3 protein-coding genes and 2 pseudogenes are annotated in these 22,948 nt (G+C 74.2%); 3 read left to right on the forward strand and 2 right to left on the reverse strand.

Annotation, left to right across the window (positions count from 1 at the left end; all coding sequences use genetic code 11):
* Window positions 1–8: 8 nt before the first annotated feature.
* A pseudogene (locus ACRDSK_RS18090) lies at window positions 9–9,320 on the forward strand (type I polyketide synthase); the annotation flags it as partial.
* A gap of 61 nt (window positions 9,321–9,381) precedes the next feature.
* Here ACRDSK_RS18090 and ACRDSK_RS18095 read toward each other — a convergent pair.
* Both ACRDSK_RS18095 and ACRDSK_RS18100 read right to left on the reverse strand, forming a co-directional pair.
* Window positions 9,382–10,545: a cytochrome P450 gene (locus tag ACRDSK_RS18095; RefSeq protein WP_431442226.1), complete on the reverse strand. Its 1,164-nt coding sequence runs from the start codon at window positions 10,543–10,545 to the stop codon at window positions 9,382–9,384.
* Between the two features lie 27 nt (window positions 10,546–10,572).
* Window positions 10,573–11,931, reverse strand: coding sequence for a glycosyltransferase (locus ACRDSK_RS18100; protein WP_431442227.1), 1,359 nt, complete (start codon window positions 11,929–11,931; stop codon window positions 10,573–10,575).
* 93 nt (window positions 11,932–12,024) lie between these two features.
* Here ACRDSK_RS18100 and ACRDSK_RS18105 point away from each other — a divergent pair, with 93 nt between their 5' ends.
* Window positions 12,025–12,924 carry a methyltransferase domain-containing protein gene (locus ACRDSK_RS18105; protein WP_431442228.1) on the forward strand — a complete coding sequence of 300 codons (900 nt, stop codon included), beginning with the start codon at window positions 12,025–12,027 and terminating at the stop codon, window positions 12,922–12,924.
* Between the two features lie 56 nt (window positions 12,925–12,980).
* Window positions 12,981–22,948: pseudogene (locus ACRDSK_RS18110) on the forward strand (SDR family NAD(P)-dependent oxidoreductase); the annotation flags it as partial.

Consider the following 22,948-nt stretch of genomic DNA (forward strand, 5'->3'; position numbering starts at 1 on the left):
GCGCACACGTGGCCCGGTTCGCCGCGACCGCGGGCGCCGCGCACGTCCTGCTGCTGAGCCGCCGCGGCGCCGACGCACCGGGTGCGGCGGACCTGCGGGCGGAGCTGACCGAGCTGGGCGCGGAGGTCACGGTCGAAGCGTGCGACGTCGCCGACCGCGACGCGCTGGCCGCCGTGCTCGACGCGATCCCCGTCGAGCAGCCGCTGACCGGGGTGTTCCACACCGCGGGCATCGTGCGCGACGGCACCGTCGACGGGCTGACCCCGGACGCGGTCGCGGAGGTGTTGCGCGCCAAGGCGGAGTCGGCCACGCACCTGCACGAGCTGACCCGCCACCTCGACCTCGACGCGTTCGTGCTGTTCTCGTCCGCGGCGGCCACGTTCGGCTCCGCCGGGCAGGCCAACTACGCGGCGGCGAACGCGTGGCTCGACGCGCTGGCCGAGCACCGCCATGCTCTCGGGCTGGCGGCGACGTCGGTGGCGTGGGGACCGTGGGCGGGTGCGGGTATGGTCGCGGGAACGCTCACGGCCGGCGACTCCGTCGCCGAGCGCGTGCGGCGCGGCGGGTACTGGCCGATGGCGCCCGAGCGGGCGATCTCCGCGCTGCGCTCGGCGATCGAGCACGACGACGTGCTGCTGACCGTCGCGGACATCGACTTCACCCGGTTCGTCCCCGTGTTCGGCGGCCCGTTCCTGCGCGACCTGCCGGAGACGCGGGAGGCGGCGCCGACGCGGGCGGGTGAGCTGGCCGACCGGCTCGCCGCGGTGCCGGCCGAGTCTCGCCCGGGCCTGCTGCTCGACCTGCTGTGCGCGCAGATCGGCGCGGTGCTCGGCCACGCGGAGGGCACTGGACCGGACCCGGACCGGGCGTTCGCCGACCTCGGCTTCGACTCGCTCACCAGCGTCGAGCTGCGCAACGGGCTCGCCGCCGCGACCGGCCTCGACCTGCCGGCGACGCTGCTGTTCGACCACCCGACCTCGCGCGCGCTCGCCGAGTTCCTGCTCGCCGAGCTGACCGGGAACGGGCCCGTCGACACGGTGGTCACCACGCGGGCGAGCGCGACCGACCCGATCGCGATCGTGGGGATGAGCTGCCGGTTCCCGGGCCGGGTGAGCACTCCGGAGGAGCTGTGGTCGATGCTCGTGGACGGTCGCGACGGGATCACGCCGTTCCCGGCCGACCGCGGCTGGGACCACGCGGCCTCGTTCGGCGGCGCCACCTCGGTGACGACCGAGGGCGGCTTCCTGCACGACGCGACCGACTTCGACGCCGAGTTCTTCGGGATCTCGCCGCGTGAGGCGCTGGCGATGGACCCGCAGCAGCGACTGCTGCTGGAGACCACCTGGGAGGCGCTGGAACGCGCCGGGATCGACCCGTCGGGTCTGCGCGGCAGCGACTCCGGCGTGTTCGTCGGCACCAACGGCCAGGACTACACCGGCGTGCTGCTCGGCTCGGGCGCCGACGTGCTCGGCCACGTGGCCACCGGCAACACCGCCAGCATCATGTCCGGCCGCCTCGCCTACACGCTCGGGCTCGAGGGCCCGGCGCTCACCGTGGACACCGCCTGCTCGGCGTCGCTGGTGAGCCTGCACCTCGCCACGCGGGCGCTGCGCACCGGCGAGTGCTCCCTGGCGCTGGCCGGCGGCGTGTCGGTGATGTCGAGCCCGGGTGCGTTCGTCGAGTTCAGCGCGCAGGGCGGGCTCGCCGCGGACGGCCGCTGCAGGCCGTTCGCCGACGACGCCGACGGCACCGCCTGGTCCGAGGGCGTGGGCGTGCTCGTGCTGGAACGGCTCTCCGACGCCCGGCGCAACGGACATGACGTTCTCGCCGTGGTCCGCGGCTCGGCGGTCAACTCCGACGGCGCGTCCAACGGCCTGACGGCGCCGAACGGACCGTCCCAGCAGCGCGTCATCCGGGCCGCGCTCGCCGACGCCGGACTGTCCACATCGGACGTTGACGCCGTCGAGGCGCACGGCACCGGCACCGAGCTCGGCGACCCGATCGAGGCGCAGGCGCTGCTCGCCACCTACGGGCGGGACCGCGAGGAGCCGCTGCTGGTCGGCTCGGTCAAGTCGAACCTGGGACACACGCAGGCCGCGGCGGGCATGGCCGGCGTGGTGAAGATGACCATGGCGATGCGTCACGGCCTGCTGCCGAGGACGCCGCACGCAGGTGAGCCGACGTCGCATGTGGACTGGTCGGCGGGCACGGTCCGACTGCTCGCCGAGCCGGCGGACTGGCCGGCGACCGGCCGGCCGCGCCGCGCCGGGGTGTCCGCGTTCGGAGTGGGCGGCACGAATGCCCATGTGATCATCGAGGCACCGGAGCCGGTGTCGGGCCAGGTATCGGCGGGGGCGGCCATGGAGATCGTGCCGTGGGTGCTCTCCGCGAAGACCCCCGAGGCACTGCGCACGCAGGCCGACCGGCTGGCGGAGTGGGCCGTGGACTCGTCCGCGGACCCGGTCGACGTGGGCTTCACGTTGGCGACCGGCCGGGCGACGTTCGCCCACCGCATGGCCCTGCTGTCCACACCGGACGGTGTGGTCGAGCTGGAGGCCGGCGAGGCGGGGACGGCGGCGAAGCCGGTGCTGCTGTTCACCGGCCAGGGCTCGCAGCGGCTGGGAATGGGCCGCGACCTGTACGCGCGCTTCCCGGTCTTCGCCGACGCGCTCGACGCCTCGCTCGCGCACTTCGACCCGGTGCTGCGGGACGTGATGTGGGGGGACGACGAGGACCTGCTGGACCAGACCGAGTACGCCCAGCCCGCCCTGTTCGCCGTCGAGATCGCGCTGTTCCGGCTGATCGAGTCGTGGGGCGTGCGGCCGGCAGCGGTGACCGGGCACTCGCTCGGCGAACTCCCCGCCGCACACGTCGCCGGCGTCCTCGACCTCGCCGGCGCCTGCCGGCTGGTGGCCATCCGGGCGCGGATGATGCAGGACGTGCAGGCCGATGGCGCGATGTACTCGATCATGGCCACCGAGGAGGAGGTGCGGGCGCGGCTGACGCCGAACACCGCGATCGCGGCGGTGAACGGTCACCTCGCGACGGTCGTCTCCGGTGCCGAGGACGAGGTCCTGGCGATCGTCGCCCAGTTCGAGAAGACGAAGCGGCTGCCGGTCTCGCACGGCTTCCACTCGCCGCTGATGGACCCGATGCTCGATGACTTCCGTGCCGCGATCGCGGACCTGCCCTTCGCCGAGCCCGTGGTCCCGTTCGTCTCGACCGTCGACACGGACGAGCCGGTGGCCGGCGCCGCGTACTGGGTCGACAACATCCGCGAGACCGTCATGTTCGCCGACGCGATCGCGTCGCTGGACATCGACGGTGCCGTCCTCTTCGAGGTCGGACCGTTCGGTGTGCTGTCGGCCATGGCCCGCGCGAACGGCACCAACAGCGCGGTCGTGCCGATGCTGCGGGGCACGCACGGCGAGGAGACCGCGGCCGTCACCTCGCTGACCGGGCTGTTCACCGCCGGGGTGCCGGTCGACTGGGAGGCGTTCTTCGCGGGCAGCGGTGCCCGCCGCGTCGCCCTGCCCACCTATCCGTTCCAGCGACGCCGGTTCTGGCCGGAGGCCCCGAAGTCCGAGATGGACGGTTGGTGTCACCGCGTCGAGTGGCAGCGGGTGACCGTGCCCGACGTGACCCTGGACGGCACGTGGCTGCAGGTCGTCCCCGCCGGGCACATCGGCGACGAGTGGGCCGGAGTCAACCGGGTCGAGGTCGACGAGGCGGCCCCGCTGACCGCGCTGCCGGAATGTGCCGGCGTGCTCTCGCTGCTGCCCACGGTCGAGGCCAACCGGGCGCTGCTCGACCACGTCGGCGACGCGCGGCTGTGGTGCCTCACCCGCGAGACGCCCGAGCTCTGGGGCTGGGGCCGGGTGGCGGCGCTGGAGTTCCCCGAGCGGTGGGGCGGCCTGGTCGAGCTTCCCGCGACGGTCGACGAAGAGGTCCTCGCCGGGGTGCTCACCGGCGCCGAGGACCAGGTCGAGATCCGTGCGGACGGCGTGTTCGCCCGCCGGCTCGCCGCCGCGCGGGCCGGTTCCGGCGAGCCGTGGCAACCCGACGGCACCGTCCTGGTGACCGGTACCGACCAGTCGGTCGGCGCCCGGGTGGCGGCCTGGCTCGCCGAGTCGGGCGCGACGGTCGTCGAGTGCGACCTCGCGGACCGCGATGCGCTCGCCGCCCTGCTCGCCGAGCACGAGGTGGCCGCGGTAGTCCACTGTGGAGGGTCGCTCGCCGGCACCCGCGAACTGGCCGAGCTCCTCGACGACGAGCAGTCACTCGTGGTGTGCACGTCGCTCGCCGGCACCCTCGGCGTGCGCGGCCGCGGCGACGAGGCGGCGGCGGAGGCGGCACTGGAAGATCTGGTGCGGCACCGGCGATCCGTCGGCAAGCCAGCCACACTGGTGGCCTTCGGCCCCTGGGCGGACTCGGGCCTGCCCGGCGACGAGGTCACGCACCTGCGGGCGAGCGGGTTGCCGCCGCTGGCACCCGAGGTGGCCCTGGTCGCGCTCGCGACCGTGGTCGGCGGGCCCGAGCCGGCGGTGCTCGTCGCGGACGTGCGGTGGGACCGGTTCGGCCCGGCGTTCACCGCGACCCGGTCGAGCCCGCTGCTCACCGGCCGTTGGACTGAACCGGTCCCACCGGCCGACGCGACCCCGACCACGAGCCGGCTGCGGGAAGAGCTGCTGCGGCTGCCCCAGGGCAGGCGAGCGGGCTCGCTCACCGATCTCGTCCGGACCGAGGTCGCCGCGGTGCTCGGGCACCCCGACGCCGGCGACGTGGCGGCGACGCGGGCGTTCTCGGAGCTGGGCTTCGACTCGCTCACCGCGGTCGAGCTGCGTGACCGGCTCGCGAACCTGACCGGTCTCACGCTGCCGGCGACGCTGGCGTTTGACGAGCCGAACCCGACCGCGCTGGCGCGCTTCGTGCTCGGCGAGCTGCTCGGCACGGCCGAGGAGCAGGCGGCACCGGTGCCGACCGTGGTGAGCGGCGACCCGGTGGTGATCGTCGGCATGAGCTGCCGCTACCCGGGTGGTGTGCGCTCGCCCGAGGACCTGTGGCGCGTCGTCGCCGAGGAGCGGGACGTCATCGGTGGGTTCCCCGCCGACCGCGGCTGGGACCTTACGGACCGCGGCGGCGCCACCGCGGGCGGTTTCCTCGACGGGGCCGCGGACTTCGACCCCGGCTTCTTCGGCATCTCGCCCCGCGAGGCCATCGTGATGGACCCGCAGCAGCGGCTCGTGATGGAGGTCGCGTGGGAGGGCCTCGAACGCGCGGGCATCGACCCGGCGACGTTGCGCGGCAGCGATGCCGGCGTGTTCGTCGGTGGCGCCTCCGGCGACTACCGGCCTCCGACCGGGACCCGCGGGCACGTGCAGACCGCGCAGGCAGGCAACCTGCTCTCCGGGCGCGTGTCGTACTCGTTCGGCCTGGAGGGCCCGGCGGTCACCGTGGACACCGCGTGCTCGTCCTCGCTCGTCGCCGTGCACCTCGCGGCGCAGGCGCTGCGCGCGGGGGAGTGCTCGCTGGCGCTGGCCGGCGGGGTGACCGTGATGTCGACCCCGGTGGGCTTCGTCGAGTTCGGGGAGATGGGCGCGCTGTCCCCGGACGGCCGCTGCAAGGCGTTCGCCGAGGACGCCGACGGCACCGGCTGGTCGGAGGGCGTCGGCGTGCTCGTCCTGGAGCGGATGTCCGACGCCCGACGCCTCGGCCACCGGATCCTCGGCGTGGTACGGGGTTCGGCCATCAACTCCGACGGCGCGTCCAACGGCCTCACCGCCCCCAACGGGCCTTCGCAGCGCCGGGTGATCCGTCGGGCCCTCACTGCGGCCGGACTGTCCACGTCGGACGTCGACGCCGTGGAGGCGCATGGCACCGGGACTCCGCTCGGCGACCCGATCGAGGCCCAGGCGCTGCTGGCGACCTACGGGCGGGACCGGGAGGCGCCGCTGTACATCGGCTCGGTCAAGTCCAACATCGGCCACACGCAGTCCGCCGCGGGCGTCGCCGGCGTGATCAAGATGGTCATGGCGATGCGCCACGGCGTGCTGCCGGCGACCCTGCACGTCGGCACTCCGTCGTCCCATGTGGACTGGTCGACGGGTGCGGCCGAGCTGCTCACCGAGCGGCTGGCGTGGCCGGAGACCGGCCGGCCGCGCCGGGCGGGCGTGTCCTCGTTCGGCGCCAGCGGCACGAACGCGCACCTCGTCGTCGAGGGACCGCCGGCCGAACCCGCCCCGGCGACGCCCGCGGCCGGTCTCGTGCCGGTCCTGGTCTCCGGGCGAACCGACGCAGCCTTGTCGGCCCGACTTCGGGACCTGGCCGCACACCTGCGGGCCGAGCCCGATCTTTCGTTGCGGGACGTCGCCTTCGCCTCTGCCACCACGCGGTCGGCGTTCGAGCACCGGGCGGCCGTGGTGACCGACGACCGAGAAGGCCTGTCAGCCCTGCTGGAGTCGGGCACCGCGCTGCGCGCCGTGGCCGGCGCGGGCAAGGTGGCGTTCCTGTTCTCCGGCCAGGGGTCGCAGCGGCTGGGCATGGGACGCGGGCTGTACGAGCGGTTCCCGGTGTTCGCGGATGCGCTCGACGACGTGCTCGGCCGGCTCGACCCGCGCCTGCGCGAGGTGCTGTGGGGGGAGGACGAGGCGGCGCTGGACCGGACCGAGTTCGCGCAGCCCGCGCTGTTCGCGGTCGAGGTCGCGCTGTTCCGGCTGCTCGAACACTGGGGAGTGCGGCCGGACTTCCTGGCCGGGCACTCGGTCGGCGAGATCGCCGCGGCGCACGTCGGGGGCGTGCTGTCCATCGAGGACGCGTGCACGCTCGTCTCGGCGCGCGGCCGGCTCATGCAGGCCCTGCCCGAGGGCGGGGCGATGGTGTCACTGCGCGCCACCGAGGTCGAGGTCGAACCGCTGCTGACCGACGAGGTGTCGATCGCGGCGGTGAACGGCCCGCGTTCGGTCGTCGTCGCGGGAGCCGAGGACGCGGTACTGGCGCTCGCGGCTCGGTTCGAGCATGCGAAGTGGTTGCGGACCTCGCATGCGTTCCATTCGCCGTTGATGGAGCCGATGCTGGAGGAGTTCGCGAACGTGGTGTCGGGTCTGGAGTTCCACCCCGCGGCGGTCTCGATGCGCGGTGCGGTCGACATTCCGGACTACTGGGTGCGTCATGTTCGTGACACGGTTCGCTTCGCCGACGACGTCACCGCGCTCGCCGACGACGGCGCCACGACGTTCGTCGAACTGGGCCCGGACGCCGTGCTCACGGGCATGGCGGCGGACTGTGTCCCTCCGGATCGGGCATGCGTGCCGACGCTGCGCGGGGACCGCGACGAGGAGACGACGCTCGTCACGGCGCTCGCCCAGGCTTATGTGCACGGCGTCCCCGTCGACTGGCACGCCTTCCACGCCGGCTCCGGCGCCCGGCCCGTGGACCTGCCGACCTACCCGTTCCAGCACGAGCGCTTCTGGCCCGACGCCGCGAAGTCCACTGTGGACAAGTGGCACTACCGGATCGGCTGGCGGCCGGTCACGGTCGGCTCGGGTCGGCCCGACGGCACCTGGCTCGCCGTGGTGCCGGCCGGCCCGACCGACGCGTGGACCGACGCCGTGACCGAAGGGATGACGAGGGTCGAGCTCGGGGACCGACTGGACACCGACGCCGTCGGTGTGGTCTCGCTGCTGACCGAGCCGGCCGACGTCGCCACGTTGCTGCGGGCGCTCGGCGACGCCGCGGTCGCCGCGCCCCTGTGGTGCGTCACCCGCGACGCCGTCGCCGTCGACGAGGCGGACCCGGTCGCGAACCCGTCGCAGGCCGGGATCTGGGGTCTCGGCCGCGTAGCCGCCCTCGAGCATCCGGGCCGCTGGGGTGGGCTGGTCGACCTGCCCACGACGCTCGACGAGACCGGGCTCGCCCGCTTCCACGGGGTGCTGGCGGGGACCGAGGACCAGGTCGCGATCCGCGCGTCCGGCGTCCACGGCCGGCGCCTGACCCAGCCCGCGGGCGCGCTGCCCACGGAAGAGTGGACGCCCGAGAGCACCGTGCTGATCACCGGTGGCACCGGCGCGCTGGGCGGTCAGGTGGCCCGGGCGCTGGCGGCAGCCGGCACCGCGCACCTGGTCCTCGCCGGTCGCCGAGGCCCGGACACCCCGGGCGCGACCGCGCTGCGGGCGGAGCTGACCGCGCTCGGCGCGGAGGTCACGATCGCCGCGTGCGACGTGGCCGACCGCGACGCGGTGGGCGGGCTGCTGGCGGCGATCCCGGCGGAGCAGCCGCTCACCGCGGTGGTGCACGCGGCGGGCGTGCTCGACGACGGGCTGCTCGCCGGCCTGACGCCGGGGCGGTTCGCCGCGGTGTACCGGTCGAAGGTCACCTCCGCGCTCGTGCTCGACGAGCTGACGCGCGAGCTCGACCTGTCGGCCTTCGTGCTGTTCTCCTCGGCGTCCGGGGCGGTGGGCAACGCGGGCCAGGCGAACTACGCCGCCGCGAACGCCGTGCTCGACGCCTTGGCCGAACACCGTCGCGCGCTCGGACTCCCGGCCACCTCGGTGGCGTGGGGAGCCTGGGCCGGCGCCGGCATGGCCGCCGGCACGGACACCCGGGACGCCGGCGTCGGCGCGATGGACCCGGAGCTCGCGATCAGCGCGCTGCGCCGGATCGTGTCGGGTGCCGACCCGACGGCGGTGGTCGCGGACATCGACCAGGCCCGCTTCGTCCGGTCGTTCCTCGCCGCCCGGCCCAGCCCGCTGCTGAGCGACCTGCCGCGCTACGCCGAGCTCGCGGGCGAGGCGCGCGACGGCTCGGCGACCACGGCGGCGCTGCGCGCGACATTGGTGGACCTGCCGGAGGCGGAACGGATCACGCGCATGCTCGCGCTGGTCAGGTCGACGACGGCGACCGTGCTCGGGCTGCCGGGACCGGGCTCGGTGCAGCCCACCCAGGCGTTCAAGGACATCGGGTTCGACTCGCTCGCCGCGATCGAGCTGCGCAACGCGCTGAACGCCGAGACCGGGTTGGGGCTCTCGTCCACGCTCGTGTTCGACCACCCGACCCCGTCCGCGCTGGCCGAGTACCTGCGGGCCCGGCTGTTGCCGGAGGACGCCATGCAGGAAGCCGACACCGACCACGATCAGGCGGCGATCCGCTCGCTGCTCGCCACGGTCTCGGTCGCCGAGCTGCGCGAGGTGGGCGTGCTGGAACCGTTGCTGGCGCTGGCCGGCCGCGTCCGCGCGAACCGGCAGGACGAGGCGGCGGACGACGCGATCGACGAGATGGCACTCGACGACCTGGTGCGGACCGCGCTGGACGGCGAGCTGCGCTGAACCGAGAAGCTGAACGAGAGGGGGCCGTGCCGGTGCGGCACGGCCCCCTTCTCCGTTCGGGCTACCAGGTGACGGGCAGCGCGTGCACGCCGAAGAGGATGCCGTCGTACTTGAAGGGCAGGTCCTCGACCGGCTCGGCGAGGTCGAGGGTCGGCACCCGGTCGAAGAGGGTGGCGAACGCGATGTCGACCTCGGCGCGCACCAGGTGCTGGCCGAGGCACTGGTGCACGCCGTACCCGAAGGCCACGTGCTGGCGGGCCGGGCGCGACGGGTCGAAGGTGTCCGCGTGGTCGAAGACGTCGACGTCGTGGTTGGCCGCCGCGACGAGCGGCACGATGCCCTCGCCCGCCCGGATCAACTCACCGCCGATCTCCACGTCCTCGACAGCCACCCGCAGCGACACGAGGTCGGCCACCGACGCGAAGCGCAGGATCTCCTCGACCGCACGAGGGTCGCCGATCCACTCCCGGTTCAGCAGCAGCATGACCGTGCCGATGGCGATGTTGTTCGCGGTCGTCTCGTGGCCGGCGATCAACAGCAGCAGGCCGACTCCGACGATCTCCTGCACGCTCAGCTCCGCGCGGTCGAGCAGCTTGCTGACCAGGTCGTCGCCGGGGAAGCGCTGTTTGATCGTGACCAGGCGCTCCAGGTAGCCGATCAGCTCGCCGCCCGCGTGCTGGCGTTCCTCCTTGGTCGTGGTGAACGTGACGAGCGTGCGGGTGTGGTTCTCGAAGAACTCGTGGTCGGAGTAGGGCACCCCGAGCAGCGAGCAGATCACGAGCGACGGCACCGGCAGCGCGAACTCGCGCACCAGGTCGGCGGGCGAGCCTGCGGCGAGCAGCGCGTCCACCCGGGCGTCGACGACCTGCTGGATCTTCGGGCGCTGCGCCTTGATGCGGCGCACGGTGAACTCGGGGATCAGCGCCTTGCGGAACCGGCCGTGCTCGGGCGGGTCGTAGCCCACGAACCAGCCGGGGATCTGCTCGTGCAGCGGCACCGTCTGCACCTCGCCCAGGGTCGGGAAGCCCTCACGCTCGGGGTTGGAGCTGACGTACGGGCTCGTCAGTACCTGCCGCACGTCCTCGTGCCGGGTGACGAGCCACACGGCGCAGCCGCCCGGCAGGGCCGAGCGGACGAGCCCGGGCCGGGCGCGCAGCTCGGCGTACTCCTCCGGCGGGGTCAGCCGGCCAGGCCGCCTGCGGGGGAACTCGATGGTGACCGCCATCGGATGTGCCTTCCTCGTGGAGTTTCCTCAGCGCAGGACGGGCAGCCCGAGGATCGCGTCGGCGGCGGCCGCGCGACCGCCCAGCTCGAGCTGCAGCCGCCGGAAGTGCTCGGCGCGTGCGGTGAACGACTCCTCGGTGAGCACGCGGCGCACCGTGTGCACCACCTCGTCGAGGTCGAACCGCTCGGCGGTCAGGGTGAGGCTCACGCCGGCGTCGGCGCCGCGGACCGCCTGGTCGTGGCAGTCCACCCACAGCGGGTGGAGCACCATCGGCTTGCCCAGCGCCAGCCCCTCGTTGAAGCCGCCGCCGCCGGCGTGGTTGACGAAGACCCGGACGTTCGGATGGGCCAGCACGTCGAGCTGCGAGGGCAGCCAGCTTTCGATCCGCAGGTTCGGCGGCAGCTTGTCGGCCGGGGGCAGCAGGCCGTGCTGCGCCTTCGGCAGCTTCCACAGGACGTGGTGGTCGTCGAGCTTGCCGGCGACGTCGACGAGCGTGGCGATCTGCTCGGCGCTGAGCCGGGTGATGGTGCCGAGTCCGATGTAGACAATCGAGTCGTACGCGTCCAGCCAGGCGGACAGGTCGTCGTCCGCGCCCGGCGCCTCGGGCAGGGGCGGGATCATCGCGCCCAGCGTGCGGACGTTGTCCGGCAGCGGCATCGGGTATTCGACGCCCGGCAGCGTGTGGCAGAGCACGAGGTGGGCGTGGTCGGTCACCGCGGTCGGGCGGCCGGCGCGGGCGGGGATGCCGAGTCGCCTGCGGGCCCGGACGAACCGCAGCAGCGCCGCGACGATGCGCGGGTGGCGCAGCAGACCCGCGGTGCGCAGCGGGAACAGCCGGTTGGCCAGTCGCTGCGCCCGCGTCATGTGCCGGCCGAGCCCGGAGTTGGGCGCCGGGAAACCCTTGGGCACCTTGGGATACAGCATGTTGCTCGGCAGGAACGGGCCGGCGACGACGTACGGGATGCCGCGGGCGATGGCGAGCCGTGCGGCGTAGGCGCTGACCTTGTCGACGACGAGCAGCGCCGGCTCCACGCGACGCACGATCTCGTCGAGCCGCACGTGCTTGTCCAGCCGCAGGCTCGGCTCCAACGTGTGCAGGGCGGTCGCGCGCAGCGCCTTCCAGGTCGAGCGTTGGGTGATCTCCCAGTAGGTGTCGTCGTCCCAGCTGGTCGGCGACAGCTCCGGGATCTCCTCGCCCAGCGAGGCGAACTCGACCGTGCTCCGGCCGCGGATGGCCTCGACGTCGGCGCGGCAGTGCTCGTCGGCGGCGAACCACAGCCCGGGGATGCCACGCCGCGCGAGCTCGCCGGCCAGCACCAGCATCGGGTTGAGCACGCCGCTCCCCGAGGAGCTGACGAACAGGACCGGGCGCGCGGAACGAGGCATAGCCGGATGGTGTACCAACCCGCACTGGTGAAACTGCTACATGGCCGCCGTTTCTGGGGAAACGCCCGGCATGGCCGCTAGTACGCTCCGGCCATGTTGGGCAAGGTCAGGTTGATGGGCAGGTTGGTCCGAGCCGTCGCCACGCGCGACCCCGACCGGCGGGTCGGGCTGCTGTACCAGCTGTCCGACCCGGACGCGCAGTTCGCGCAGCGGTCCACCCGGTACACGAACATCGGGTACTGGGCGTCCGACGAGACGACCGTGGACGAGGCCGGCGAGGCCGCCGCGGTGCTGCTGGCCGACACCGCCCGGCTCGGTCCCGGGCAGGACGTCCTCGACGTCGGCTGCGGCTACGGCGACCAGGACTTCCTGTGGCTGCGCGACTGGCAGCCGCGGTCGATCCACGCGATCGACATGGCACCGCGCCAGATCGAGCACGCGCGCCGGCGGGCTGTGGCCGAGGGAGAGGCCGAGGATCGGCTCGACTTCCAGGTGGGCTCCGCGACCGAGCTGCCCTACCCGGACGGCAGCTTCGACAGGGTGGTCACGCTCGACGCCGCGATGCACTTCCACACCCGCGCCGGCTTCTTCCGGGAGGCGTACCGGGTGCTGCGGCCCGGCGGGCTGCTCGCGTCGATCGACACGCTGCCGGTCGACGCGGCCACGCCGCCCACGTTCTTCCGCACGCCGCGGCTGAGCTTGTACCGGTTCAGCATCCCGGCCGACAACTGGTACGACCGGAGCGACTACGCGGGCCACCTCGCCGACGCCGGCTTCGCCGACGGCCGGGTCACGTCCATCCGGGAGCTCAGCTGGGAGCCGTGGTTCCGCCACTGGAGCCGCCTGGCGAACGAGCCCGAGGCGCGCCGGCACGTCCCGGCCGAGGTCGCCGCGACCGTGGACCGCGAGTGGAGCGACTGTGCGCGGATCCGGCACGAGGTCGACCACCTCGACTACGTCTGCGCCGTGGCCGCGAAGCCGGCCGACTTCTAGGCGTTCCGCTGGCTCGTCCGCGTTGTACTCCCCGCATGGACCCGATGCCGAACGAGAAGGTCGTCGCGGCGCTTCGCGCCTCGGTGAAGGAGACCGAACGCCTGCGCAGGGAGAACGCGCGGCTCGTGGCCTCGGCCACCGAGCCGATCGCGATCGTCTCGATGAGCTGCGTGTTCCCCGGCGGGATCCGCTCGCCCGAACAGCTGTGGGACCTCGTGGTCTCCGGCCGGGACGCGATCACCGGGTTCCCGCCCGACCGCGGCTGGGACCTCGACGGCGTCGACGAGAGCGGTGCGCGCATCACCCGCGCCGGCGGCTTCCTCGACCGGCCCGCCGAGTTCGACCCCGGGTTCTTCGGGATCTCGCCGCGCGAGGCGCTGTCGATGGACCCGCAGCAGCGGCTGCTCCTGGAGACCGCGTGGGAGGCACTCGAACGCGCCGGGATCGACGCGCACCGCCTGCGCGGCAGCCGGACCGGGGTGTTCGTCGGGCTCAGCGGCCAGGACTACTCGTACCTGACGGTGAACTCCCTCGACGACGTGGACGGCGGGGTCGGCACCGGCATGGGTGCGGGCGCGGCCTCCGGTCGCATCTCCTACGCCTTCGGGCTGGAGGGGCCGTCGCTGAGCGTCGACACGGCGTGCTCGTCCTCGCTGGTCGCGCTGCACGTCGCGGCGCAGTCGCTGCGCGCGGGGGAGTGCTCGCTCGCACTGGTCGGCGGCGCGACGGTGATGTCCACGCCGGGCGCGTTCGTCGAGTTCAGCCGGCAGGGCGGGCTCGCCGCCGACGGCCGGTGCAAGGCGTTCGCCGACGGCGCGGACGGCACCGGCTGGGGCGAGGGCGTCGCGGTCGTCGTCGCGGAGCGCCTGTCCGACGCGCGGCGCAACGGGCACCAGGTGCTGGCGCTGCTGCGCGGCTCGGCGGTGAACTCCGACGGCGCGTCCAACGGTCTCACCGCGCCCAACGGTCCGGCCCAGCAACGCGTGATCCGCCAGGCGCTCGCCGCGACCGGTCTGTCCACATCGGACGTCGACGTCATCGAGGCGCACGGCACCGGCACGAAGCTCGGCGACCCGATCGAGGCGCAGGCCCTGCTGGAGACCTACGGCCAGGGCCGGGAGCGGCCGCTGCTGCTCGGCTCGGTCAAGTCCAACATCGGCCACACCCAGGCCGCCGCCGGGCTCGCCGGGGTCATCAAGATGGTGCTCGCGATCCGGCACGGTGTCGTGCCGCAGACGCTGCACGTCGACCAGCCGTCGTCCCATGTGGACTGGACGGCCGGCGCGGTCGAGCTGGTGACCGAGCGGCGTCGCTGGCCGGAGACGGACCGGCCCCGCGGCGCGGGTGTCTCCGCGTTCGGCGTCACCGGGACCAACGCGCACGTCGTCCTGCAGCAGGCACCCGCCGAGGACCGCGCGGAGCCCGCGAACGAGCCGCCGGCCGCCGGACCGGGCGTGCTGCCGTGGGTGCTGTCCGGGCGGACCCGGGCGGCGCTGCGCGACCAGGCGACCCGCTTGCTGTCGCATGTGGACGAACGGCCGGCGCTCGACGGCGGCGACGTGGCGCTGTCGCTGGCGACCGGCCGGGCGAGCTTCGAGCACCGGTTGGCCGTGGTCGGCACCGAGCGGGCCACGCTGCGCGAGACCCTCGCGTCCTGGATCTCCGGGGTGTCCGCGCCGGGCACCGTCGAGCAGACGGTCGAGCACGCCGCGACCCTCGGGGTGCTCTTCGCCGGTCAGGGCTCGCAGCGGCCGGGCATGGGCCGAGAGCTGTACGAGCGGTTCCCGGCGTTCGCCGAGGCGTTCGACGCGGTGCTCGCCGTTCTGGACCCGGCGTTGGACCCGGCGTTGCGCGACGTGATGTGGGGCCACGACACGGAGGCGCTCGACCGGACCGGCAACGCCCAGCCCGCGCTGTTCGCCTACGAGGTGGCGCTGTTCCGGCTGCTGGAGTCGTGGGGGCTGCGCCCGGACCACGTCGGCGGCCACTCGATCGGCGAGCTGGCCGCCGCGCACGTCGCGGGCGTGCTCTCGCTCGAGGACGCGTGCTCGCTCGTCTCGGCCCGGGCCCGGCTGATGGCGGCGTTGCCCCCCGGCGGGGCGATGGTGTCGCTGCGTGCCGACGAGGAGAAGGTCCTGCCGCTGCTGACCGAAGGCGTGTCGATCGCCGCGGTCAACGGGCCGTCGTCGGTCGTGCTCGCCGGTGTGGCCGACGAGGTGGCCGCGATCGCCGAGCGGTTCGACAAGACCCGCCGGCTGACCGTCTCGCACGCGTTCCACTCGCCGCTGATGGACCCGATGCTCGACGAGTTCCGCGATGTCGTCTCGACGCTGACCTTCCGGCGCCCGGAGATCGCCATGACCGGCGCCGCGGACACCGACGAGCCCGTGACCAGCCCCGAGTACTGGGTGCGCCACGTCCGCGAGACCGTGCGGTTCGCCGACGCCGTGACCGCCCTGGAGGACGCCGGGGTCACGACCCTGCTGGAGCTCGGACCGGACGGCGTGCTGACCGCGATGGCCCAGGAGTGCGTCGCCGAACAGACGGCCGTCATCGCCACCCAACGCACCGGCCGGGACGAGGTGTCGGCCCTGGTGAGCGCGCTCGCCGCGCTGCACGTCCATGCCGTGGACCTCGACTGGGCGGGCTTCTTCGCCGGCACCGGGGCCCGCCGGGTCGAGCTGCCGACCTACGCGTTCCAGCACGAGTGGTTCTGGCCGGACGAGCCGCCGCCCGAGCAGTACGACGACCTCGACTCGATGTTCCGGGTGACGTGGGTGCCCGCGCCGGCCACCGACGCCGCCGAGCGGCCGGCCGTCGTGGAGCTCACCGGAGAGCTGGCGGACCTGGCCGAGGTGCCGGACGTGGTGCTGGTCCGGCTCGGCGGCCACGGCCGCGATGACGCCTCCGGCGCGGCGCGCGAGGTGACCAGCCGCGCGCTCGCCCTGGCCCAGGAGTGGCTGGCGGACGACCGGTACGGGCACGCCCGCCTGGCCTTCGCCACCCACGGCGCCGTCGACGACGGGGACGCCATCGACGACCCGGCCGCCGCCGCGGTGTGGGGGCTGGTGCGCTCGGCGCAGGTGGAGAACCCGTCGGCGTTCGTGCTGCTCGACCTCGACGACTCCCCGGCCTCCGCGGCGGCGCTGCCGGGGCTGCTGACCTCCGACGAGCCGCAGTTCGTCGTCCGCGACGGCGAGGCGCGAGTGGCCCGGATCGAGCAGCTGGTGACCGCGCCGGGTGCGCCGATGAGCTGGGATCCACAAGGGACGGTGCTGATCACCGGCGGGACCGGCGGGCTCGGCGGCCTGATGGCCCGCCACCTCGTCGGCGAGCACGGCATGAAGCGGCTGCTGCTCGTCAGCCGCACCGGCATGGCCGGGCAGGCCGCGCTGGAGCTGCAGGTCGAGCTGATCGCGCACGGCGCCGACGTGACGATCGCGACCTGCGACGTGTCCGATCGGGACAGTGTGGCGCGGCTGCTCGCGGGCATCCCGGCCGAACACCCGCTGACGGCCGTCATCCACGCCGCTGGCGTGCTCGACGACGGCGTGCTCGGGTCGCTGACTCCGGACAGCGTCGACACGGTGTTCGGGCCGAAGGCCGACGGCGCGTGGTACCTGCACGAGCTGACCCGGGACCTGGACCTGCAGGCGTTCGTGATGTTCTCCTCGGTCGCCGGCGTGATGGGCAGCCCGGGCCAGGCGAACTACGCGGCCGCCAACGCGTTCCTCGACGCGCTCGCACAGCACCGCGCCGCGCAGGGTCTGCCGGCCACCTCGCTCGCGTGGGGCGCGTGGGCTCGCGACACGGGCATGACCGCGCGGCTGACCTCCGCGGACCTCCAGCGGATGAAGCGGTCCGGCATGAGCCCGCTGTCCCCCGAGCAGGGCCTCGCCCTGTTCAACGTCGCCACCACCGGCCGCGAGGCGGTCGTCCTCCCGATCCGCGTGGACCAGTCGGCCCTGCTGATCCAGAACCAGGTGCCGCCCCTGCTGCGCGGTCTCGTTGGCGAGACCAAGGTCGCCGAGCCGCCGGGCGTCGCCGCGTTCACCCGCCGGCTCGCCGGCGTGCGCGAGTCCGAGCGGCGCGCGATGGTCGTCGACCTCGTCCGCGCCGAGGTGGCCACGGTGCTGGGACACACGTCCGCGGAGGGCGTCGAGATCGGCCGCGCGTTCCGCGACCTCGGGTTCGACTCGCTGACCGCGGTCGAGCTGCGCAACCGGTTGTGCGCGGCCACCGGCCTGAGCCTGCCGGCGACCGTGGTGTTCGACTACCCGACGACGACCGTGCTGGCCGGGCACCTGCTGGACGAGCTGCTCGGCGGCGAGGAGGACGAGCTGGGCCCGGTGGCCATCGGCCTGGGCGCCGCCGACGACCCCGTCGTGATCGTGGGCATGAGCTGTCGCTACCCCGGCGGCGTGCGCTCGCCGGAGGACCTGTGGCGGCTGGTGGCGCAGGGCCGCGACGCCATCTCCGGGTTCCCCGACAACCGCGGCTGGGACGCGCTCGCGACGTCCGGCCGCGGCGAGAGTGCCGTGCGAGCGGGCGGGTTCCTGCACGACGTCGGCGAGTTCGACGCGGGCTTCTTCGGCATCTCGCCGCGGGAGGCCGTCGCTATGGACCCGCAGCAGCGGCTGCTGCTGGAGACCGCGTGGGAGGCCGTCGAACGGTCCGGCATCGCGCCGTCTTCGTTGCGGGGCAGCCGGTCCGGCGTGTTCATCGGCGCGACCGAGGGCGCCTACCTCGACGTCGTCGTGCGCTCCGGCGCCGACCTGCGCGGGCACCTGCTGACCGGGGTCGCGGCGAGCGTGCTCTCCGGCCGGCTGTCCTACACCCTCGGGCTCGAGGGCCCGGCGGTCACCGTGGACACCGCGTGCTCGTCGTCGCTCGTGGCGATGCACTGGGCCGCGCAGGCGCTGCGGTCCGGGGAATGTTCGCTCGCGCTGGCCGGCGGCGTCACCGTGATGGCCGCCCCGGACGGGTTCGGGGAGTTCGACCGGCAGGGCGGACTCGCGCTGGACGGGCGGTGCAAGTCGTTCGCCGACGCGGCGGACGGCACGGGCTGGGCGGAAGGCGTCGGCGTGCTGGTGCTGGAGCGCCAGTCCGAGGCGGTCCGCAACGGTCACCCGATCCTCGCCGTGCTGCGCGGTTCCGCGGTGAACTCCGACGGCGCGTCCAACGGTCTCACCGCGCCCAACGGCCCCTCACAGCGCCGGGTGATCCGCCAGGCCCTGGCGAACGCCGGACTGTCCACATCGGACGTCGACGTCGTCGAGGCACATGGTACCGGCACCACCCTCGGCGACCCGATCGAGGCGCAGGCGCTGCTCGCGACCTATGGCCAGGACCGCGAGACGCCGCTGCTGCTGGGCTCGGTCAAGTCGAACATCGGGCATGCGCAGTCCGCGGCCGGCGTCGCGGGCGTGATCAAGATGGTGATGGCGATGCGGCACGGCGCCGCGCCGCGGACGCTGCACGTGGACGCCCCGTCGTCGCATGTGGACTGGGACACCGGTGCGGTGGAGCTGCTCACCGAGCAGGTGTCGTGGCCGGACACCGGACGCCCGCGCCGGGCGGGAGTGTCCTCCTTCGGGATCAGCGGCACCAACGCGCACGTCGTGGTCGAGCAGGCCCCGGACGGCGAACCGCCCGCGGAGCGACCCGAGTCGCCGGCGGTCGTGCCGTGGGTGCTGTCCGCGCGATCCGACGCCGCACTGGACGCGCTGGTCGCTGGCGTGTGCGAGGTGAGCCACGAGCCGCTCGACATCGGCTACTCGCTGGCGACCGGCCGCAGCGAGCTCGAGCATCGCGCGGTCCTGCTGGCGGCCGGCGGTGAGCCGGTCGAGGTTGCCCGCGGTGTGGTGGGCAGCGGCCGGCTGGCGCTCCTGTTCACCGGCCAGGGCGCCCAGCGGCTCGGCATGGGCCGGGAGCTGTACGCGCGGCACCGCGTCTTCGCCGAGGCGTTCGACGCGATCATGATGGAGTTCGACCCGACCCTGCGGGACGTGCTGTGGGGCGACGACGACCGCGCGCTCAACCGAACCGTCTTCGCCCAGCCCGCGCTGTTCGCCCTCGAGGTGGCGCTCTACCGGCTCGTGGAGTCGTGGGGAGTGCGGCCCGACGCGCTGGCCGGCCACTCGGTCGGCGAGATCGCCGCCGCGCACGTGGCCGGGGTGCTGTCGCTGGCCGACGCGTGCACGCTCGTGGCCGAGCGCGGCCGGCTAATGGAGACGCTGCCGGCCGGCGGCGCGATGGCGTCGCTGCGCGCGAGCGAGGACGAGGTCGTGCCGCTGCTGACCGAAGCCGTCGGCATCGCCGCCGTCAACGGGCCGCGGTCGGTCGTGGTCTCCGGCCGGGAGGACGCCGTCGACAAGCTCGCCGGCCGGTTCCCGGACTCGAAGCGGCTGCGGGTGTCGCATGCCTTCCACTCGTCGCTGATGGACCCGGTGCTGGCGGAGTTCCGGCAGGTCGTCGGCGAGCTGTCGTTCGCCGAACCGGAGCTCGACGTCGTCTCGACCGTGACCGGCCGGGTGGTCGGCGAGGACCTGTGCGCTCCGGAGTACTGGGTGCATCAGGTCCGCGACACCGTGCGGTTCGGCGACGCCGTCGCGGCGCTCGCGGAGTCCGGGGCGACGAAATTCCTCGAGCTGGGCCCGGACGGCGTGCTGTCGGCCGCCGCCGCGGAGACCGTCGGCGACTCGGTCGTCCTGACCTCGTTGCTGCGCAAGGACCGCGGCGAGGAGGCCGCCGCGCTCACGGCCGTGGCGACGTTGTTCGCGGCCGGCGTCGGCGTGGACTGGCCCGCGATCTTCACCGGGACCGGCGCGCATCGCGTCGACGTGCCCACCTACCCGTTCCAGCACGAGTGGTACTGGCCGCGGATGTCGGCGCCCGCGCGCGACGCGGCCGGACTGGGACTGACCTCGGCGAACCATCCGCTGCTGGGCGCGGCCGTTGGGCTCGCCGGCTCCGACGCGGTCCTGCTCACCGGGCGGCTGTCGCTGGCGACCCACCCGTGGCTCGCCGACCACGCCGTCGGCGGCGCGATCCTGTTCCCCGGCACGGGTTTCCTCGAGCTGGCGATCCGGGCGGGCGACGAGACCGGCTGCGACGCGGTCGAGGAGCTCACCCTGGACGTGCCGCTGGTGCTCGCCGGCCGGGACGCCGTGGAGCTGCAGGTGCGGGTGGGTCCGCCGGACGGGTCGGTCCGCCGGGACGTCGAGGTGTACTCGCGGGCCGCGGACGCGGTGGACCAGGCGTGGACGCGGCACGCGAGCGGCGTCCTCGCGGTCCGGGACAGCGAGCCGGAGACAGAGCCGAAGACAGAGCCGAAGACAGAGCCGAAGACACTGACGACCTGGCCGCCGCCCGGCGCCGAACCCCTCGGCCTGGCTGACTTCTACGAGCGGCTCGCCGAGGACGGTCTCGGCTACGGCGCGACGTTCCGGGGACTGCGCGCGGCGTGGCGCCGGGACGGCGAGGTGTTCGCCGAGGTCGTCCTGCCGGACGGGGTCGACGACGCGGACGCGTTCGGCGTGCACCCCGCGCTGCTGGACGCCGCGCTGCACGCGGTGTCCTTCGTGGACCTCGGCGAGCGGGTGCGGGGCCGGGTGCCGTTCTCCTGGAACGGGGTCTCGCTGCACACCACCGGTGCGACCGCGCTGCGGGTCCACGTGGCGGCGACGGGCGGCGAGTCGGTGTCGCTGACGGTCGTCGACGCCGCCGGTGCGCCGGTCGCCACCGTCGCCTCGCTGGCGCTGCGCCAAGTGTCGGCGGCCAACGTCGCCCCGCCCGCCGGACACGAGTCGCTGCTCCGGCTGGAGTGGGTCGCCGCCCCCGAGTCGGAGATGTCCACAGTGGACGTCGTCGAGCTGGCGGGTGCGGTCGACGCGCTCGATGCCGTGCCCGACGTGGTGGCCGTGCGGGTCGGCCCCGAGCCGGCGGACTCGGTCCAGGAGCCGACCGCCCGGCTGCTCGGGGTGCTGCAGGACTGGCTCGCCGACGAGCGGTGCGCCGACTCACGCCTCGCCGTCGTGACGCACGGCGCGGTCGACGGCAGCGACCTCGCCGCCGCGGCCGTGTGGGGTCTGGTGCGCGCGGCGCAGGCCGAGCACCCCGACCGGTTCGTCCTGGTGGACACCGACGAGCCGGCGGAGCTCGGGTCCGCCCTGGCGACCGGCGAGGACCAGGTGCTGGTCCGGTCGGGCGAGGTGCGGGTGGCGCGCCTGGCGACGCTCGGGTCCGGCACCGGACTGGTGCCGCCCGCGGGGGTGCCGTGGCGCCTGACGCCGGGCGGTGACGCGACCGTGGACGGCCTGACGGTCGAGCCGTGCCCGGCGGTCGCCGAACCGCTGACCGGCCGCGACGTGCGGATCGAGGTTCGCGCGGCCGGCCTGAACTTCCGGGACGTCCTCAACGTCCTCGGCATGTACCCGGGAGAGGCGGGCCCGCTGGGCATCGAGGCCGCGGGCGTCGTGACCGAGGTCGGCCCCGACGTGGTGGACCTGCGAGCGGGCGATCGGGTGTTCGGGCTGGTGCCCGGCGCGTTCGGGCCGGTGGCCGTCACCGACGAGCGCTCGCTCGCCGCGATGCCGGCGCACTGGTCGTGGGACGACGCCGCCTCGGTGCCGATGGCCTTCCTCACCCCGCTGTACGCCTTCCGGGACCTGACCTCGCTGCGACCGGGGGAGTCGGTGCTGATCCACGCCGGGGCCGGCGGCGTCGGCATGGCCGCCGTTCAGCTCGCGCGACACCTCGGCGCCGAGGTGTTCGCCACGGCGAGCGAGACGAAGTGGGACGTGCTGCGTGGCATGGGCGTCGCCGACGACCACATCGCGTCGTCGCGGTCCACCGAGTTCGAGGAGCGATTCCGGGAGGTCACCGGCGGCCGCGGAGTGGACGTGGTGCTCAACTCGCTCGCGGGCGAGTTCGTGGACGCGTCCGTGCGGCTGCTCGCGCCCGGCGGACGGTTCGCCGAGATGGGCAAGACCGACGTACGCGCCGACCTGGACGGCATCGAGTACCGCGCATTCGATTTGCGCGAGGCCGGTGTGGAGCGGGTGCGCGCACTGCTGGGCGAGCTGTTGGACCTATTCGAGCGCGGCGAGCTGACGCCGCTGCCGGTGCGGACCTGGGACGTTCGGCAGGCCCGCGACGCCGTCCGGCTGATGAGCCAGGCCGGGCACGTCGGCAAGATCGTGCTGCGAACGCCGTCGCGCTGGGACCCGGCCGGCACGGTGCTGGTCACCGGCGGCACCGGCGGGCTGGGTGGCGAGCTGGCTCGCCACCTCACCGCCTGCGGAGTACGCCGGCTGGTGCTGGCGAGCCGGCGGGGACCGGACGCGCCCGGCGTGGCGGAGCTGCGGTCGGAGCTCGCCGAGCACGGCGCGGACGTGACCGTCGCGGCGTGCGACGTGTCCGATCGGGACAGTGTGGCGCGGCTGCTCGCCGACATCCCGGCCGAGCACCCGCTGACCGCGGTGATCCACGCGGCCGGCGTGCTCGACGACGGTGTGCTCACCGCGCAGACGCCGGAGCGGTTCGCGACCGTGCTGGCTCCGAAGGCCACTGGCGCGTGGCATCTGCACGAGCTGACGAAGGACCTCGACCTGGCCGCGTTCGTCCTGTTCTCCTCGGTCGCCGGGGTGCTCGGCGGCAGCGGGCAGGCGGGGTACTCGGCCGCCAACGCCTACCTGGACGCGCTGGCCCGGCACCGGCAGGCGGCCGGACTGCCCGCGACGTCGCTGGCGTGGGGCGCGTGGGAGCAGGCGACCGGGATGACGGCGACGCTCGGCGCCGCGGACCTGCGGCGCATGGCGCGGTCCGGCATGCTGCCGCTGCCCATCGAGCAGGGCATGGCTTTGTTCGACACCGCCGTCCGTGCCGGCCACGACGTGGTCGTCCCGATGCGCGTGGACGCGAAGGCGCTGCGGGCCAGCGGGGCCGTGCCGCCGTTGCTGAGCGGTCTGGTCCGCGGCGTGCGGCGGCCGCGTTCGGGCGGCCCGGACGAGCTCGCCGCGGG

The organism is Actinophytocola sp., from assembly GCF_050699915.1.
Lineage (GTDB): Bacteria > Actinomycetota > Actinomycetes > Mycobacteriales > Pseudonocardiaceae > Actinophytocola.